The sequence below is a fragment of the Pseudomonas sp. LTGT-11-2Z genome (assembly GCF_003691445.1).
GTDB classification, from domain to species: domain Bacteria; phylum Pseudomonadota; class Gammaproteobacteria; order Pseudomonadales; family Pseudomonadaceae; genus Aquipseudomonas; species Aquipseudomonas monteilii.
Map to the genome: position 1 here is coordinate 3,686,988 of NZ_CP033104.1, position 15,151 is coordinate 3,702,138.

The 15,151-nt window shown below is 63.1% G+C and carries 16 protein-coding genes and 1 pseudogene; 6 read left to right on the plus strand and 11 right to left on the minus strand.

Annotated features, from left to right (window positions below; translation table 11 throughout):
• Position 1: 1 nt before the first annotated feature.
• Both D8767_RS17170 and D8767_RS17175 read right to left on the minus strand, forming a co-directional pair.
• Positions 2 to 202 (minus strand): DUF1289 domain-containing protein, encoded by a 201-nt coding sequence (locus D8767_RS17170; protein WP_016715730.1) that lies wholly within the window; start codon positions 200 to 202, stop codon positions 2 to 4.
• Positions 203 to 210: 8 nt separating this feature from the next.
• A complete protein-coding gene (locus D8767_RS17175; RefSeq protein WP_016715729.1) occupies positions 211 to 528 on the minus strand; it encodes a hypothetical protein in 318 nt (105 codons plus the stop codon).
• Positions 529 to 844: 316 nt separating this feature from the next.
• Between D8767_RS17175 and D8767_RS17180 the strand changes: the two genes are divergently transcribed.
• Positions 845 to 2,590, plus strand: coding sequence for a BCCT family transporter (locus tag D8767_RS17180; RefSeq protein WP_121757645.1), 1,746 nt, complete (start codon positions 845 to 847; stop codon positions 2,588 to 2,590).
• 148 nt (positions 2,591 to 2,738) lie between these two features.
• Here D8767_RS17180 and D8767_RS17185 read toward each other — a convergent pair whose 3' ends face one another.
• The gene (locus D8767_RS17185; RefSeq protein WP_016715727.1) at positions 2,739 to 3,218 is read right to left on the minus strand and encodes a VOC family protein; all 480 of its coding nucleotides are present in this window, start codon (positions 3,216 to 3,218) and stop codon (positions 2,739 to 2,741) included.
• A 200-nt stretch (positions 3,219 to 3,418) separates the two neighbouring features.
• Between D8767_RS17185 and D8767_RS17190 the strand changes: the two genes are divergently transcribed.
• The gene (locus tag D8767_RS17190; RefSeq protein WP_063977386.1) at positions 3,419 to 4,069 is read left to right on the plus strand and encodes a TIGR04211 family SH3 domain-containing protein; all 651 of its coding nucleotides are present in this window, start codon (positions 3,419 to 3,421) and stop codon (positions 4,067 to 4,069) included.
• Between the two features lie 123 nt (positions 4,070 to 4,192).
• Here the strand turns inward: D8767_RS17190 and D8767_RS17195 are convergent, their stop codons facing one another.
• The 3 genes and pseudogenes from D8767_RS17195 to D8767_RS17205 all read right to left on the minus strand — a co-directional run bounded on the left by D8767_RS17195 (position 4,193) and on the right by D8767_RS17205 (position 5,801).
• Entirely contained in the window at positions 4,193 to 4,456 is a 264-nt protein-coding gene (locus D8767_RS17195) for a hypothetical protein (RefSeq protein WP_016715725.1), read from the minus strand.
• 94 nt (positions 4,457 to 4,550) lie between these two features.
• A pseudogene (locus tag D8767_RS17200) lies at positions 4,551 to 4,844 on the minus strand (LysR substrate-binding domain-containing protein); the annotation flags it as partial.
• Positions 4,845 to 4,919: 75 nt separating this feature from the next.
• The gene (locus D8767_RS17205; RefSeq protein WP_016715723.1) at positions 4,920 to 5,801 is read right to left on the minus strand and encodes a LysR family transcriptional regulator; all 882 of its coding nucleotides are present in this window, start codon (positions 5,799 to 5,801) and stop codon (positions 4,920 to 4,922) included.
• A gap of 115 nt (positions 5,802 to 5,916) precedes the next feature.
• Here D8767_RS17205 and argC point away from each other — a divergent pair, with 115 nt between their 5' ends.
• Entirely contained in the window at positions 5,917 to 6,858 is a 942-nt protein-coding gene (gene argC / locus D8767_RS17210) for an N-acetyl-gamma-glutamyl-phosphate reductase (protein ID WP_016715722.1), read from the plus strand.
• 80 nt (positions 6,859 to 6,938) lie between these two features.
• Positions 6,939 to 7,625 carry a GNAT family N-acetyltransferase gene (locus D8767_RS17215; RefSeq protein WP_016715721.1) on the plus strand — a complete coding sequence of 229 codons (687 nt, stop codon included), beginning with the start codon at positions 6,939 to 6,941 and terminating at the stop codon, positions 7,623 to 7,625.
• Between the two features lie 49 nt (positions 7,626 to 7,674).
• Here D8767_RS17215 and D8767_RS17220 read toward each other — a convergent pair whose 3' ends face one another.
• The 5 genes from D8767_RS17220 to D8767_RS17240 all read right to left on the minus strand — a co-directional run bounded on the left by D8767_RS17220 (position 7,675) and on the right by D8767_RS17240 (position 12,164).
• Positions 7,675 to 8,430 carry an ABC transporter permease gene (locus D8767_RS17220; RefSeq protein ID WP_063977388.1) on the minus strand — a complete coding sequence of 252 codons (756 nt, stop codon included), beginning with the start codon at positions 8,428 to 8,430 and terminating at the stop codon, positions 7,675 to 7,677.
• Positions 8,430 to 9,635, minus strand: a complete 1,206-nt coding sequence (locus tag D8767_RS17225) for an ABC transporter substrate-binding protein (RefSeq protein WP_016715719.1) — start codon at positions 9,633 to 9,635, stop codon at positions 8,430 to 8,432. The genes D8767_RS17220 and D8767_RS17225 overlap by 1 nt, the downstream gene beginning before the upstream one ends.
• Positions 9,622 to 10,443 (minus strand): ABC transporter ATP-binding protein, encoded by an 822-nt coding sequence (locus D8767_RS17230; protein ID WP_016715718.1) that lies wholly within the window; start codon positions 10,441 to 10,443, stop codon positions 9,622 to 9,624. Before D8767_RS17230 ends, D8767_RS17225 begins: the two co-directional genes overlap by 14 nt.
• Complete coding sequence (locus tag D8767_RS17235) at positions 10,440 to 11,504, minus strand: acyl-CoA dehydrogenase family protein (protein ID WP_016715717.1); 1,065 nt, start codon at positions 11,502 to 11,504, stop codon at positions 10,440 to 10,442. The genes D8767_RS17230 and D8767_RS17235 overlap by 4 nt, the downstream gene beginning before the upstream one ends.
• Before the next feature lie 99 nt (positions 11,505 to 11,603).
• Positions 11,604 to 12,164 carry a carboxymuconolactone decarboxylase family protein gene (locus tag D8767_RS17240; protein WP_025754491.1) on the minus strand — a complete coding sequence of 187 codons (561 nt, stop codon included), beginning with the start codon at positions 12,162 to 12,164 and terminating at the stop codon, positions 11,604 to 11,606.
• Between the two features lie 102 nt (positions 12,165 to 12,266).
• On the opposite strand from D8767_RS17240, the gene D8767_RS17245 reads away from it, so the two are divergent.
• Both D8767_RS17245 and D8767_RS17250 read left to right on the plus strand, forming a co-directional pair.
• Positions 12,267 to 13,178 carry an AraC family transcriptional regulator gene (locus tag D8767_RS17245; protein WP_016715715.1) on the plus strand — a complete coding sequence of 304 codons (912 nt, stop codon included), beginning with the start codon at positions 12,267 to 12,269 and terminating at the stop codon, positions 13,176 to 13,178.
• Positions 13,179 to 13,494: 316 nt separating this feature from the next.
• Complete coding sequence (locus tag D8767_RS17250; protein WP_016715714.1) at positions 13,495 to 15,120, plus strand: methyl-accepting chemotaxis protein; 1,626 nt, start codon at positions 13,495 to 13,497, stop codon at positions 15,118 to 15,120.
• Positions 15,121 to 15,151 lie beyond the last annotated feature (31 nt).

The following is a 15,151-nucleotide window of genomic DNA, read 5'->3' on the forward strand; positions in this document are numbered from 1 at the left end:
TTCAGTCGGCATTCTGCCGCTTGGCTGCCTTCTTGACGATAGCCTTCATCCGCGTCGCCGCGCGTTGCACGGTGGCCATCTTTTCCGGCCGTTTCATGCCCCGCCACTTGCGGATTTCGTCACGGGTGCGGCCGCAGCTCACGCACAGCTCGCTGTTGAGCTGGCATAACGAAACGCAGGGGTTGTCGATGTCTTTGGCCATGCCACCACTCAGCCAGGCAGTTCTGCCCGCGCACGCTCGGCAGCGCTATGAAACACCTGGCGCACTTCGTCGGCCTTGACCTTGCTCACCGACCTGGCAGCCAGCAGCTCATCAACCACCCGGATGCACTGGCCCAGGGCGGTGTCCAGTTGCTCGGCGTCAGATGCGTCAGCGATATCACCCAGATAGGGAGCGATGAGGTACACATAACGGTCCTGCAGCTTGAGCGCTGCCAGCGCGTCGAGGGCTTTCTGGAACCGATCGGCAGCGGCAGGGCTCATGCTCAATTTATCGAAATGAATCAGGCTCACACGATCAGTGGCCATTTTGACGAATCTCCGTTTCCTGGTACGGCCAGGCCCGCAAGCAGCAGCGCTTCTACGGTGCTCGGATGAGCGGGCCCGGGTAATGCCCATCAGGGTACCAGAACCCGAGGCAGAAAGGGCTATTGCCCCCAGAACTAAAAGTATTTGCCAAGTCGCGCAATGGACGCCCCAGGGCGTTATCGGGACAGGGGGCGCCTTTTCCCGCGCAGGATAATCGCGCCAGCATTCCACCCCGCCGAGGCCGTCATCGAACTCGGTAGCCCACACAACAACAAGCCTGTGCATGCAGGTAAGCCACAAAGGGGCCTCATCATTCATGGCAAAGGAACACATCACCGAAACGCTCGACCTCGGCGTGACGGACCCCTCGAAAACCGCAGAAGCCCGCCAGGACCGGCATTTCGAGGGCAAACTCGACGGCGTCGTGTTTGGTTTCACCAGCCTCCTGGCAATCGCGTTCGTGTTCTGGGGCTTCCTCAACCAGGCCAGCCTCGCCAGCAGCGCTTCCAGCGCGCAGTCCTGGGTCATTCTCAACTTCGGCTGGTTCTTCGTGCTCACATCCACCTTGTTCGTGGTGTTCGTGCTGTGGCTGGCCGCCAGCCGTTATGGCCGGGTGCCACTAGGGCGTGATGGCGAGCAGCCAGAATTCCGTACGGTGTCCTGGGTGGCCATGATGTTCAGCGCCGGCATGGGCATCGGCCTGATGTTCTTCGGCGTAGCTGAGCCGCTGTCGCACTATGTGTCGCCGCCGCCAGGCTCGGCCACCGGGCAGACAAGTGAAGCGATGCAGGTGGCCATGGCCACCACCTTGTTTCACTGGACCCTGCACCCTTGGGCCATGTACGCCATCGTCGGCTTGGTGATTGCCTATGGCACCTTCCGCCGTGGCCGCTCACAGCTGATTTCCGCGGCCTTCCGGCCGTTGATCGGCAAGCACGCCAACGGCCCGCTAGGGCGCATGATCGACATGATGGCTATTTTCGCCACGCTGTTCGGCTCGGCGGCCTCATTGGGCCTTGGGGCCCTGCAGATTGCTGGCGGCCTGGAGTACAACGGCTGGATCGAGAGCCCCGGCAAGCTGTTCTACATCTCGATCATCACCCTGCTGACCATTGCCTTCGTCACCTCGGCGGTGTCGGGCATCGGCAAGGGCATCCAGTGGTTGTCCAACACCAACATGGTGCTGGCGCTGGTGCTGGCAGTGTTCGTGTTCATTGTCGGCCCGACGTTGCTGATGCTCAACCTGCTGCCGACCTCGCTCGGCATCTACATCAAGATGCTGCCGGAAATGATGGCCCGTACCAACGCCAGCGGCGGTGAGCAGATGAACAGCTGGCTGGCCGGCTGGACCGTGTTCTACTGGGCTTGGTGGATTTCCTGGACACCGTTCGTGGGCATGTTCATCGCCCGCATCAGCCGCGGCCGCACTATCCGCCAGTTCGTTACCGGTGTACTGCTGGTGCCCAGCCTGGTGAGCCTGGTGTGGTTCACCATTTTTGGCGGTGCGGCCATCGATGCCGTGCGCGAAGGCGCATTCCAGCTGGCTAATGGCGCAGTCAACAGCAACCACGCGCTGTACCAGTTGCTGGACAGCTATCCGCTGGCTTCAGCGACCTCGGTGCTGGTGATGATCCTGGTGGGCATCTTCTTCGTTTCCGGTGCCGATGCCGCCTCGCTGGTGATGGGCACACTGTCGGAACACGGCACCACAGCGCCCTCGCGGCGCACGGTGATTTTCTGGGGCGCGCTGACCGGTACCGTGGCGGCGATCATGCTGGCGATTGGCGACCCACGGGCCCCCGGCGAGGCGCTGACGGGGTTGCAGAACCTGACCATCGTCGTGGCCCTGCCCTTTGTGGTGGTGATGGTGCTGCTGTGCCTGGCACTGTACCGCGACCTGCGCAAAGACCCGATGATGCTGCGCCACCTGCGCGGTAACGAGCTGATCGAGAAGGCCGTGCTGTATGGCGCGGTGAAGCATGGCGAGGAGTTCTACATCGTGGTGCAGGAGAAGAAGGCCTCAGTGAAGGCCGCGGCAGAAGCCGAAGTGACCGGTAGCTGACCGGGCCGGCCTGTAAACCGGGGCTGCTGCGCGGCCCCAACGCTGCCAGCATGCAGAACTCCAAGGGTGTGAGCGCCAGGAACGGCGGCACGCCTCGATAAGCGATGTTTTCCAGGGCAAAACGATAACCAGAGCGTTTAGACCGGCATCACCCCTTCAATGCCGCCGCAATTTTTGCCACATCGATCTTGCCCATCTGCATCATGGCCTCGAACGCCCGTTTGGCTGCGGCGCGGTCGGGATGGCCGATGGCTTCGATCAGGATACGAGGGGTGATCTGCCAGGAAATCCCCCATTTGTCCTTGCACCAGCCGCAGACGCTGGCCTCCCCGCCATTACCGACAATGGCATCCCACAAGCGGTCGGTTTCGGCCTGGTCTTCGGTACTGACCTGGAACGAAAACGCCTCGCAATGGGTGAAGGCCTTGCCGCCATTGATCCCCACGCAGGGTATGCCCATGACGGTGAATTCGACCGTGATGACATCGCCCTCCTTGCCCGAAGGGTAGTCACTTGGCGCCTTGTGCAGGGCAATCACTTTACTGTCCGGGAATACGCTGGCGTAGAAGTTGGCAGCCTCCTCGGCATCGTTGTCGAACCAGAGGCAGACGGTGTTCTTGGCAGTCATGGTCTTGCTCCATGAAGGTGTCAACCTTTCATTCTAGCGCTAGCTCCGATAAAGCTCCTGCAACATCCTGCAGACATTTCCGATATCAGGTAGTGAACCTGCTTACAAAAAAACGGTCTTTCGCTGACGGTCAACTCACCGACCGGTTCATCGGCCCAGTCACCGGGCCTACTTTTGTCCTGTTTCAGCGAAGACCGAACATGCCCGATTTCCGCCCAACCGCTTCCGCCCTCCCTGCCCTGCGCGGCGGCCTGATTGCCACTCTGGTGGCCCTCGCCGTACCGGCGCACGCCGAAGAGCCCGCCAGTGATGCACGCTGGGTCAGCGACAGCCTGAGCACCTACGTGCGTAGTGGCCCGACCGATGGGCACCGCATCGTCGGCACCCTCAAATCCGGGCAGAAGCTGACCCTGATCGGCAGCCAGGGCAATTACAGCCAGGTGCGCGGGCAGAACGGCGATGTGGTATGGATCCTCAGCAACGACCTGCAGGACGTGCCGGGGCAGAACGAGCGCCTGCCGCAGCTCGATGCCCAGGTCGCGGAACTGACCGGGCAGTTGAAGACCATCGACGACAGCTGGAAGAGCCGCGTGCAGGGCATGCAGGAAACCCTGGATTCACGCAAAAAGCTGAACGACGAACTGGAGGCGCGCAACAAGGCACTGAGCGAGCAGCTTGACCAGAGCCAGTCGGACCTGCGCGATACCCAGGCACGCCTGGGTGACGAGAACAAACAGGTGATGATGCGCTACATGGTGTATGGCGGCAGCATTGCCGGGGCGGGGTTGCTGGCGGGGTTGATCTTGCCGGCGCTGACTCGGGGTCGGAAGAAGAACGATCGCTGGTTCTGACAGTGGGGCCATCCTGCACTGGCTTCTTCGCGGGCTCGCCCGCGCTCACAGGATTTTCAACAGGTTCGAGGCCGGTGATGTACCTGTAGGAGCGGGTTTACCCGCGATGAGGCGCGCGAAGGCTTATTTGCTACGTGCCTTGTTGTAGATGGTCTTGGCCTGGTCCGCCGAAGCCTGGCACTGGGTATAGTCACCCTTGCTCTGAGCATCCTTGGCATTTTGCATGTGGACTTTGAAATCATGGGCCATGCCGCCGTGCATCGCTTGGCCACTGGCCTTGTGGAAATCCTCAAGCTCCTTGACCTTGGCTGCACAGTTGCTCGCCGGGTCGGCATGGGCGGCAAAACTCAACACAGAAGCAATCACCAGCAGTACGATGGATTTCATGGAGTGTTCTCCTGGGAAACCGGAAGGGTCATCGAGATGACATTGGCTCGACGCAGCAAACAGCATAGTCGGCCATACGCCCCGGCGCTTCGGCTCAGCCCTGGGGCCGTGCACCTTCGGCAAACAGAAAATCAATGAACACCCGCACCCGCAACGGCATGTGCGGGCCGTGCGGGTAGATCAACATGAACGGCCGTGTCGTACCGCCAAACTCAGCAAGCACCTCCACCAACTCGCCGCTGGCCAATGCGTCCTGCACGGTAAAGCGGTAAGCCTGCATCAAGCCGCCGCCATGGCGCACCAGCGTTGCCGTGGCAAGGAAGTCGCCCAGGCAGGTGAATGCGCCTTGGGTTTCGATCTCGATGTGGCCGCCATCCTGGCGAAAACTCCCGATAACTGGGGAGTGGGTGGCGAGACGGTGACCGTGGTGCGGGCACGAGAGCGAGGGTAAAGCCGGTAATCGCTACTGGCGCAACCGCTCCAATGCCTGCAACACATACGCCGTGGCCCGCTCAACCTGGCCTTCCCGGCAAGCGATACCCAACTGCCTCCACAACCCAGGCCGCAGTGGCCGGCGTGCAATGCGCCGGTCCAGCTCGGCCGCCTCGCCCTCCTGCGGCAGTAACGTCGCCCCGTACCCGGCGCCGACCAGGCTCTTGATCGCATCGTTGTAATTCAGCTCGATCCGAGGCTCTGGGTACAACCCCGCTGCCGCAAACCACTCCCCTGTCACTCGCGAGAGCTGGGTGCTGCTGTCATTGAGGATCAACGCCCTTTGCGCCAGCCAGGCCGGGGTAACCCGGGCCGGTGGCTGCCAGTCGACCGGCACGTAGGCCAGGATCGGATCGCGCCGCCAGGGCGTCACTGTCAGCCCTTTGCCGGCGACTTGCGGCAAGGCCACAAGGCCTATATCCAGCGCGCCTTCACGCAAACGCGCCAGCGATGCCTGGGACGTCAGCACCTGGACCTGCACGTCGATCCCCGGGTGCTCCACGCGCAGGTGCTCCAGTGCCTGTGGCAACAAGTGAGCGATGGCACCAGTGGACGCGCCCAGGCGTACCCGGCCGGTCAGCCCCTCGACCTGTCGGCGGACTTCGTCCAGCGCCAGGTCAGCGTCGGCCAGCAAGCGCCGGGCGCGCGCCAGCAGTGTTTCTCCAATCGCAGTAGGGCGCACCTGGCCGCGGGCACGGCTAAGTAACGGCGCACCGATACGTGACTCCAGTTCAGCCACATGCAGGCTGATGGTGGGCGGTGCCAAGTTGAGCTGGCGAGCGGCCTCGGCGAAGGAGCCCAAGTCGCTGATGACCACCAGGGTGCGCAGGCGGTCGAGGCTGATTTCACGCATGGTCTGTGCTGGCCTTTCATTCAGTAAACATGAACATCAGCATCATGATATTCAAATTTCCATTAACTCAGCCACAGGCGAGCATTGGTCATCCCAACCCTACCGGACCCTGACCATGCACACCCCTGTTGTTTTCATCGACGGCGACCAAGGCACCACCGGCCTGCAGATCCATGCACGCTTGCAAGGCCGCAGCGACCTGCGCCTGCTCACCCTCCCCGAGGCCGAACGCAAAAACCCGCAACGCCGCCGCGAGGCCATCAACAGCGCTGACATCGCCCTGTTGTGCCTGCCCGACGACGCCGCCCGTGAGGCCGTGGCGGCGATCCATAACCCGCAGGTGCGGGTGATCGACGCCAGCTCGGCGCATCGCACCACACCGGGCTGGGTCTATGGCCTGCCAGAACTCGACGAGCAGCAAGCCGAGCGCATCGCCTTAAGCAAGCGCGTCAGCAACCCAGGCTGTTACCCAACTGGCGCTATTGCCCTGCTGCGCCCGCTGGTCAAGGCTGGGTTACTACCCGCCGACTACCCGCTGGGCATCCATGCCGTTTCCGGCTACTCCGGCGGTGGCCGTGCGGCGGTCGAGCGCCACGAGCACCCCGGTGTGAGCAAGGCACCGACCCTGCAACTGTATGGGCTGGAACTGGCACACAAGCACGTACCCGAAATTCAGCAGCACGCCGGGCTGTCGGCACGGCCGGTGTTCATGCCCGGCTATGGGGCCTACCGCCAGGGCATCGTGTTGAGCATCCCGCTGCAACTGCGCCTGCTACCCGGCCAGGTCAGCGCCGATCAGTTGCAGGCCTGCCTGGAGCAGCACTACCAGGGGGCCCGCCACGTGCAGGTGATGCCGCTGCACCAACAAGGCGCAGCAGCCAACCTTGACCCCGAAGCATTGAACGACAGCAACGACCTGCGCCTGGCATTGTACGCCAACCCCGAACATGGGCAGGTGTTGCTCACTGCGGTGTTCGATAACCTGGGCAAAGGTGCCTCGGGTGCTGCGGTGCAAAACCTCGACCTGATGCTCGGTGCACTACAGGCACAAGGCTGATGGGGCAAAACCGGTTAAACTGTACAACCCGCGCCTACACGGCGTGGGCTGTATTCCTACCCGCCGGAGCCTGCCCCCCGATGTTCATCCTGAGCCGCCTCGACAGCGTGCCGCCCGAATCTTTCCAGAACCAGATCCGCGAACTGGTGATCCACAATGTCGGTGAATTGAGCAGTGTTGCCATCACCGCCGACAACCCGCTGTACCCGCTGTACCAGTACGGCGTTGGTATGGAAGTGCACCAGTACCTGCAAGCGCTGGACGGCACCCGCGGCCTGGCCGTGGCGCTGACCCTGGCGCTGGATGCCGAAGCGCCGGACCAGTTGCTGGGCTTTGCCCTGTCGCTGCCGGCCAAGGATGATGACCAGTCATGTGCGCTTGCATTCCTGGCCGTAAACGCCAGCCATCGCCGCCAGGGCATCGCACGGGCCTTGCTGGGCGACCTGCAGGCGCGCCATGCCTGTGTGGAACTGAATGCCTTTGCCAATCAGGTGCCTTGGTTCGAGGCGATGGGCATGCAAGTTGTAGCCGCCAATGGGCCGCAGGTACTGATGAGCAGTACCGGGCAGGCCAGTGGCGCGCTGATCGGGCGGTTGGACATTGCGCCGATTTATCAGACGGCAGAAGTGCTGCAGATTCATACCTACCTGCTTAACCAGCAGGGTGAGGATGCGATGATCGAAGCCGAACAGATGCGGGACGAGCGGCTGGATGAATTGACCGTTCAAGCCCAAGAATGTGTGCGACAGCGCAAGACTGTGCATTGATCCCAGGGCCTCTTCGCGGGTTTACCCGCGAAAAGGCCCCACTGGCCCCTCAGCCATGCACCCATCGCCGATGCAGCCCTCGCGCCAAGGCATCCAGCACAAACCCCAGCACACCAATCAGCAGCACCATCGCCATCAGCTCGGAATACGCCAGCCGGTCGCGGGTATCGAGAATGAAATACCCCAACCCCGCACTCACCCCGAGCATTTCGCACGGCACCAGCACGATCCACAAAATGCCAATGGCCAGCCGCACACCGGTCAGCACGTGGCCAATCACCCCCGGCACGATCACCTTGCACAACGTCTCCCAACGCGTGGCACTCAGGCTGCGGCTCAGTTGCAACCAGCGTGGGTCCAGCTGCCTGACCCCGGCCGCCGTGTTCAGCAAAATCGGCCACAACGCGGCGAACGCCAGCAAGAAGTAGATAGGCTGGTCACCCACCCCCATCAGCATCACCACCACCGGCATCCACGACAGCGGCGAGATCATGCGCAGGAACTGGAACGCCGGGGTGGTTGCCGCCTCCAGGTGCCGGTAACTGCCAACCAGCAATCCCAGCGGCACGCCGATGAGCAGTGCCAGCAACAGCCCGACCAGGATGCGCTTGAGGCTGACCCAGATATGCCCGTAGACATCACCCTGCCCCAGCAACTCGAACAGGCTGGCCAGGGTTGCCGCCGGAGAAAAGCGCGCCGACAGCCCGTCAGCCTGGCCGAACAAGGCAACACCGGCCCACCACAACAGCAACAAACCCAGCAACCCGGCCAAGCCAAGGCCGGCATGTACGACATGCGTGCGCATCAGACCGCAAACTCCTCGCTACGCTCGAAATTCTCGGCAATGCCGAACACCGACGGCCCACCCACCGCAGCGATGGCATTGCGCACGAATCGGTCGTCGACCAGGTCGTGGGCAATCTGCGCCGGATCAAGCCCGGCAAGAAACGCATTGTCGCCTTCGATAAGGGTGGTTTTCAGGCGTTTGACAAGCTCCTCGGTGTAACTGGGGAACGGATACGGCTGGAAGTCGATGCGCTTTTCGTCCCACTGCTGATGCCGAATGGCACCACTGGCAATGTAGCCGGCACGGTCTTCGGCGGCCGGGGCCAGCACCTTGGTCAGCACGGCAGGCTCATGCGGGGTGTACTTGTTGGGGCCGGCCTTGGACAGCAAGGCAGCGGCTTCGGCACGGTGGTCGCGGGTCCAGTGCTGGGCCTTGACGATGGCGTTGACCACCTTCTGCGACCACTCCGGGCGGTTGTTCAGATCATGCTCATGCATGAACACCACGCAGCACGCATGGTTGCGCCACACATCGCCAGTAAAACGCTGCACGCGGCCAACCTTGAGGTTCTCGGCCAGGGCGTTGAACGGCTCGGCGACGATGTAGCCGGCAATGCGCTTGCTGGCCAAAGCAGGCGGCATGTCGGAGGGCGGTAGCACCAGCAGGTTGACTTCGTTGGCAGCCAACTGAGCGTTGGCCGGCTTCGACACTGGCGTCAGGCCGTTGTCGTTGAGCATCTGCTGCAGCACCACGTTATGGATCGAGTACCAGAACGGGATGGCCACGGTCTTGCCACCGAGCTGTTTCATGTCGGTGATGTCCGGAGCCACGGTCAGGCCCGAACCGCCCACGTGGTTCCACGCCACGACCTTGGCCGGCACCTTGCTGCCGTAACGCGCCCACACCGTCATCGGCGACAGCAAGTGGATGACGTTGACCTGGCCGGAAATGAACGCCTCGATCACCTGTGCCCAACTGCGCAACAGCACCGGGCGCTCGGCCTTGATGCCTTCGGCCTCGAACAGGCCATTGTTGTGCGCCACCAGCAATGGCGTGGCGTCGGTGATCGGCAGGTAGCCGATGCGCACCGGCGCCTCCGGCTCGGCGGCAGCGCGCGCCTGCAGGCTCGACAGCAATGGCAGCGCACCCGCCGCTGTAAGCATGGCGCCAAGCTTGAGGAAATCGCGACGCGAAGAAGAGGAACAGCAGTCATCCATGCACATGGACAGCCTCCGAGGGCAACGGGGTTGGGGTAGGTTCTACGGTGCGGCTTGCCCGCCGAAGGGTTTTGAGGATTTCGATACGCAAGGCACCCAGTTCTTCAACCCGCTGCGCGCGTGGTTGCGGCAAGTCGATGTGCCATTGGCCGAGGATGTGCGCTGGGTGGTTGCCCAGTAGCAGAACCCGGTCGGACAGCAGCAGGGCTTCGTCGATATCGTGGGTGATCAGCACCGCCGCCGTGTTGTGAGCAGCGATCAGTTGCAGCAGCAGTTGTTGCATGTCGGCCCGGGTCACTTCATCCAGCGCGCCGAACGGTTCGTCCAGCAACAGCACTTCGGGCTGGCGGGCCAGGCAACGGGCCAGCGCCGTGCGCTGGGCCATGCCGCCGGACAACTGCGCCGGGTACTGGCCACGGGCGTGGGCCAGGCCCACGGCGGCAATCGCATGGTCGATACGCGCGCGCCGCTCGGCAGCATCCAGCTTGGGCTGGCGGGCGAAGTCCAGGCCAAAGGCAACATTCTTCTCCAGGCTCAGCCAGGGCAGCAGGCTCGGGTCCTGAAAGGCCACCGCCAGCCGTGGGTGCGGCCCCTGCAAGGGTTGGCCGTGCAAGGTCACGCTGCCGCCACGGGGCTGCTGCAGCCCCGCCAGCACCCGCAGCAGGCTGGACTTGCCGACGCCACTGGGGCCAAGAATGCTCACCACTTCGCCCGGTGCCAATTGCAGGTCAAACTGCGCCAGCACTTGCTGCCAGCCACCCTCACGCGGGTAGCCCAGGCTGACATCGCGAGCTTCGAGCAACACGTGGCTCATGCGGCGCCCGCCTGGCGTTGCAGTTCGGCGCGCAATTGCACCAGGCTGGGGGTGACGATCGGCACGAAGGCCGACTCGCGCCAGCGGCGGGCAAAGCCTTCGCCATACTCGCTGAGGTAGGCCTTGCCACCGCTGGCCTGCAACTCCAGTTGCACGGCATCGGCGGCACTTTCAGCCAGGGTGATGCGCAACTTGAACAAAGCCGCTGGCTGCTGCTGGAAGCGGCCATCGAGCAACCCCTGCTTGAGCTCGCTCACGGTGTTTTCGAGGCGCTCGCTGAGTACCTGACGGGCTTCATCGAGGAACGAGGCACGCCCGTGCAGATGCGCCTGCACCTCTTCCAGCGCCCGTCGCGCCAAGCCGATGGCCATCCCGCATTGCAATGCCAGGAAAGCCGGGCGTACCCGCGGCAGGAACTCGCGGGCGTTCTCGTGCAGCAACCAGTCACGCGCCAGCGGCACCTGGTGGAAAGCCAGCGCCGCCGTGTTGCTCGATTGCAGGCCCATCAGTTGCAAGTCATCGGAGCGTGTCAGGCCCTGGGCCTCGGAAGGAATGGCCACCACGAACGGCGTACCGCCGGCTTCGTCTTCGATGGCCGCCGCCACCACGAAACCGCTCTTGCGCAGGTTGGTCACCCAGTGCAAACGCCCTTCCAGGTGCCACCCATCAGCTACCGGCCGGCCACGCACCTGCAGCGCTTCGATGCCGGACAGGAACTTCATGGCGTTGGACAGCCCGGTGGCACCCGCCAGTTCGCCCGTCAACAGGCGCGGCAGCAAGCGCTCGCGCAATGGCTGGTTGGGGCTGTGTAACAGGTATTCAATGAAGGCACGCTGGCCCCAGCAGACAAAGGCTGAAGCCAACGAACGGCTGGCAATCGCGGCGATGGCCTCGACGGCGTCGGTCACCCGCCCGCCCGTGCCACCCAAGGCTGGGTCGACACCAATGCGCAGCAGCTGTGATTCGGCGATCTGTGCCAGCACCTGTTGCGGTTCGCACAGGCCCCGGTCGATGGCCTCGGCATTGGCATCCAGCCAATGACGAAATGCGCAATCTTGCATGGTCTTGCTCCTTTGGGAACGCCGGGGCCGCCTTGCGGCCCATTCGCGGCACAAGGCCGCTTCTACAACGACCGCATCAAGGCCGCTATCACGGGAGGGTTACGCAGATGGCTGCCAACGGTATTTGCCAAGCTCTTCATTGAGCGGCGTCTGGGCGAAAACATTAGCAAAGTTGCACAGGGTTGCGAGGCTCACGCCCAGAATCACCTCCAGTGCGTTGCCTTCACTGAAGCCGGCTGCGCGGAAGGCCTGGTAGGTGGCCTCGCTGACATTGCCACGGGTGGCGATCACTTCGCGGGCAAACGCGGCCAGGGTTTCGTAACGGGCGTCGGGCAGTTCGCCCCGGGCACGCAGGGCATCGACCACTTCCTGCGGCAGCTTGGCCTTGTTCAGTGCCACAGCAGTATGGCCGGCCACACAGAAGTCGCAGCCATGCTGGGTAGCGGCAATCAGTTGCACCACTTCACGCTCGGCCAGGCTCAGCTCGGACTTGCCGTTGAGCGCCGAAACGGTCACGTAGGTTTCCAGCGCCGCCGGGGCGTTGGCCAGCACACCCAGCAGGTTAGGGATGAAGCCTGAGTTTTTCTGGGCATTCTCAAGGAATGGACGGGCCGCTTCCGGGGCGCTTTGCAGGGTGTGTAAAGTAATGCGGGAGGACATGGAGTGGTCTCCTTTGATGGGGGTCACTACAGTCTGTTGGTTATAAGAATTACCCTCCATATTCATCAGTCGCCTTTCCTTGCTCCTGAGTGTTTGTATTAGATGATTTCGTCCAGCCACCTTGTCGATTGGTTATTAGAGGGCCTGGAGCTCGATGCCAGCCTGTTTCATGTCGGGCGCTACTGTGGTGGCTGGCACGCCAGCACCCAAGGCATGGGCCGTGCCAGCTTCCACCTGGTGGTGCAAGGGCATTGCTGGCTGCACATCGACGGCGAGGCGCAACCGGTGCGCTTGGAAAAGGGCGATGCAGTATTCCTGTTACGCGACCTTGCCTATCGCTTGTCCAGCGACCAGGACCCGGCCGACGCCTGTGCCCAGCCGCGCCAGGCCATGCAGGCGCTGGACAGTGAGGCCAGTGACGGCGTAGGGCTGGTCTGCGGCTTCTTCCACTTTCAGTCCGGCCTGTCTTCGCTGATTGTCGAAGGCCTGGCTGACTGGATCTTGCTGCGCGCCGAAGACCCCGCCGGCAGTGCGGCGCGGGCGCTGTTCGAGCTGATTCTGGAAGAGTGCCGACGTGCCGCAGGCCCGTCGCAGGCGTTGCTGGAGCGGCTGACGCACCTGTTGTTCCTGTACGTGCTGCGCCAGCAGGTCATTGCCGGGCAGTCACTGGGCGGGCTGGTCGCCCTCGCCCGCCAGCCGGCGTTTGCCGGTTTGCTGGAGCAATTGATCGAGCAACCGGGACAGGCCTGGACACTGGAAAGCATGGCTGCCTGTACGGGGTTGTCGCGGTCGGCGTTTTTCAAGCGTTTCAATGAGCTGGCCGGGCAATCGCCGGGGCAGGTGCTGCTGGCTCTGCGTATGCGCCATGCCAGCCAGTTGCTGCGGGCGGGGAATACCGTGGAGCAGGTGGGGGCGCAGGTGGGGTACCAGTCGGTGGCGGCGTTTACCCGGGCGTTTGCCAAGGCGGTGGGGGTGCAGCCGGGGGCATTTCGGCGCCAACATGAGGGGCGGTGAAGGAATTATGGGCCTGCCCCGTGACAACGGACGCCAAGTGCCGTGGCCTTGGCTGCTGCCGACCCGATGATTGCGATCGTTTGACAGCAAGATCCTGACAAAACCGTCAATAAACGACGGTTTTGTCAATTATATCGTTACATTGTTGGACTGTCCAATAATGATGGCCATATGGCATCATTTAAACCAAAAAAGTATTCAAGAGGGTGAGGTAACACTACTAATCCGCAGCGCCTCAAGAGCCTGGCGCCATACCGGTGACTCGGCTTTCCGACCAAGCTCCTGAGGCCTGCACGCCACCGTCAAGGAGCATTCCATGCAGTTACGGAATATGAAGATCGGCATTCGCGCTGCCAGCGTATTTGCCCTATTGGGCATCCTGGTCCTGTTCATGGGCCTTATCGCACTCTATGAAACCCGCCAGATGGACAAGGCCACCGACGAGATCCGTGTCACCTGGATGCCCGCCGTGGTAGCCCTGGGTGACATCAGCAGCAACCTCGGCCGCGCACGGGCTATCACCTTGCGCGCCGCACTGGACGACAACCCCGCCGAGCGCGCACGCAACCTGCAGTTGCTCGAAGGCATCAACGCCGAGCTCAAGGGTGGGTTGAAAGACTACGCCGACACCCTCATCGCGGCCGACGACCGCGCCCTGTTCAACACCCTCAATGACGCACACCAGCAGTACCTCGACCTGCAGGTGAAAGTGCTGCAGGACATTGCTGCAGGCCGCATGGACGATGCCAAGCAGCAGATCAACGGCCCCCTCACTCAGCGCGCCGACACCATGATGAAGGCCATGACCGCCCTGCTCGCCTATAACAGCAAAGGTGCCGAAGACGCCTCGCAGCGCAGCAGCGATGTGGCCGACGAAGCGTTCACCGCCATCATCGCCTCGTTGCTGGTCATCATGCTTGCCCTGGCCGCCATTGCCACCGTGCTTACCCGCAGCATCGTGGCACCACTGGCCGATGCCGTGGCTGTTGCCGAACGCGTGGCCACCGGCGACCTCACCCGGGAAATACGCGTGACCGGGCGCGACGAGCCAGCCTTGTTGTTACGCGCCCTGGCCCGCATGCAGGAAAGCCTGCGAGATACCCTGCGCAAGATCGCCGCGTCGTCCGACCAGCTGGCCTCGGCTTCGGAAGAGCTGCACACCGTTACCGAAGACACCAGCCGCGGCCTGCACCAGCAGAGCGCGGAAATCGACCAGGCGGCCACCGCCGTCAACCAGATGACCGCCGCCGTCGAAGAGGTCGCGAACAATGCGGTCAGCACTGCCGATGCTTCCAAGGGCGCCGACCAGACCACCCGCGATGGCCGCGACCGGGTCAATCAGGCGCTGGCATCCATTCAGCATCTGGTGGCTGACGTAACGGGCACCTCGGCCGAAATCGAGCAACTGGCCAGCAATGCCAACGAGATCAGCCGCGTGCTGGATGTGATTGGCGCGATTGCCGGGCAAACCAACCTGCTGGCGCTGAACGCCGCTATCGAAGCAGCCCGCGCAGGCGAGGCGGGCCGTGGCTTTGCGGTGGTGGCAGACGAGGTTCGCGCCCTCGCCCACCGCACCCAGCAGTCGACGGCGGAGATCGAGCAGATGATCGCCGGTATCCAGAACGGTACCGAGCGGGCGGTGACGGCGATGCACAGCAGCCAGGGGCGTGCCTCGGGCACATTGGAAGTGGCCCAAGGCGCCGGCCAGGCGTTGGAGGTGATTGCCGAGGCGATTGCGGCGATCAACCAGCGCAACCTGGTGATTGCCAGTGCTTCGGAGGAGCAGGCGCAGGTGGCACGCGAGGTGGACCGTAACCTGGTGAACATTCGTGATCTGGCGATGCAGACGTCGGCGGGTGCGAACCAGACCAGTGCGGCGGCGCAGGATCTGTCGCGACTGGCGGTGGACCTGAACGGCATGGTGGCGCAGTTCAAGGTTTGACCTGAAACAACAGGGGCTGCAAAGCAGCCCC

Bases quoted from the DNA above. Each gene is read 5' to 3' on its own strand.
- D8767_RS17170 (WP_016715730.1), bottom strand. From the start codon at position 202: ATGGCCAAAGACATCGACAACCCCTGCGTTTCGTTATGCCAGCTCAAC.
- D8767_RS17175 (WP_016715729.1), bottom strand. From the start codon at position 528: ATGGCCACTGATCGTGTGAGCCTGATTCATTTCGATAAATTGAGCATG.
- D8767_RS17180 (WP_121757645.1), top strand. From the start codon at position 845: ATGGCAAAGGAACACATCACCGAAACGCTCGACCTCGGCGTGACGGAC.
- D8767_RS17185 (WP_016715727.1), bottom strand. From the start codon at position 3,218: ATGACTGCCAAGAACACCGTCTGCCTCTGGTTCGACAACGATGCCGAG.
- D8767_RS17190 (WP_063977386.1), top strand. From the start codon at position 3,419: ATGCCCGATTTCCGCCCAACCGCTTCCGCCCTCCCTGCCCTGCGCGGC.
- D8767_RS17195 (WP_016715725.1), bottom strand. From the start codon at position 4,456: ATGAAATCCATCGTACTGCTGGTGATTGCTTCTGTGTTGAGTTTTGCC.
- D8767_RS17205 (WP_016715723.1), bottom strand. From the start codon at position 5,801: ATGCGTGAAATCAGCCTCGACCGCCTGCGCACCCTGGTGGTCATCAGC.
- argC (WP_016715722.1), top strand. From the start codon at position 5,917: ATGCACACCCCTGTTGTTTTCATCGACGGCGACCAAGGCACCACCGGC.
- D8767_RS17215 (WP_016715721.1), top strand. From the start codon at position 6,939: ATGTTCATCCTGAGCCGCCTCGACAGCGTGCCGCCCGAATCTTTCCAG.
- D8767_RS17220 (WP_063977388.1), bottom strand. From the start codon at position 8,430: ATGCGCACGCATGTCGTACATGCCGGCCTTGGCTTGGCCGGGTTGCTG.
- D8767_RS17225 (WP_016715719.1), bottom strand. From the start codon at position 9,635: ATGTGCATGGATGACTGCTGTTCCTCTTCTTCGCGTCGCGATTTCCTC.
- D8767_RS17230 (WP_016715718.1), bottom strand. From the start codon at position 10,443: ATGAGCCACGTGTTGCTCGAAGCTCGCGATGTCAGCCTGGGCTACCCG.
- D8767_RS17235 (WP_016715717.1), bottom strand. From the start codon at position 11,504: ATGCAAGATTGCGCATTTCGTCATTGGCTGGATGCCAATGCCGAGGCC.
- D8767_RS17240 (WP_025754491.1), bottom strand. From the start codon at position 12,164: ATGTCCTCCCGCATTACTTTACACACCCTGCAAAGCGCCCCGGAAGCG.
- D8767_RS17245 (WP_016715715.1), top strand. From the start codon at position 12,267: ATGATTTCGTCCAGCCACCTTGTCGATTGGTTATTAGAGGGCCTGGAG.
- D8767_RS17250 (WP_016715714.1), top strand. From the start codon at position 13,495: ATGCAGTTACGGAATATGAAGATCGGCATTCGCGCTGCCAGCGTATTT.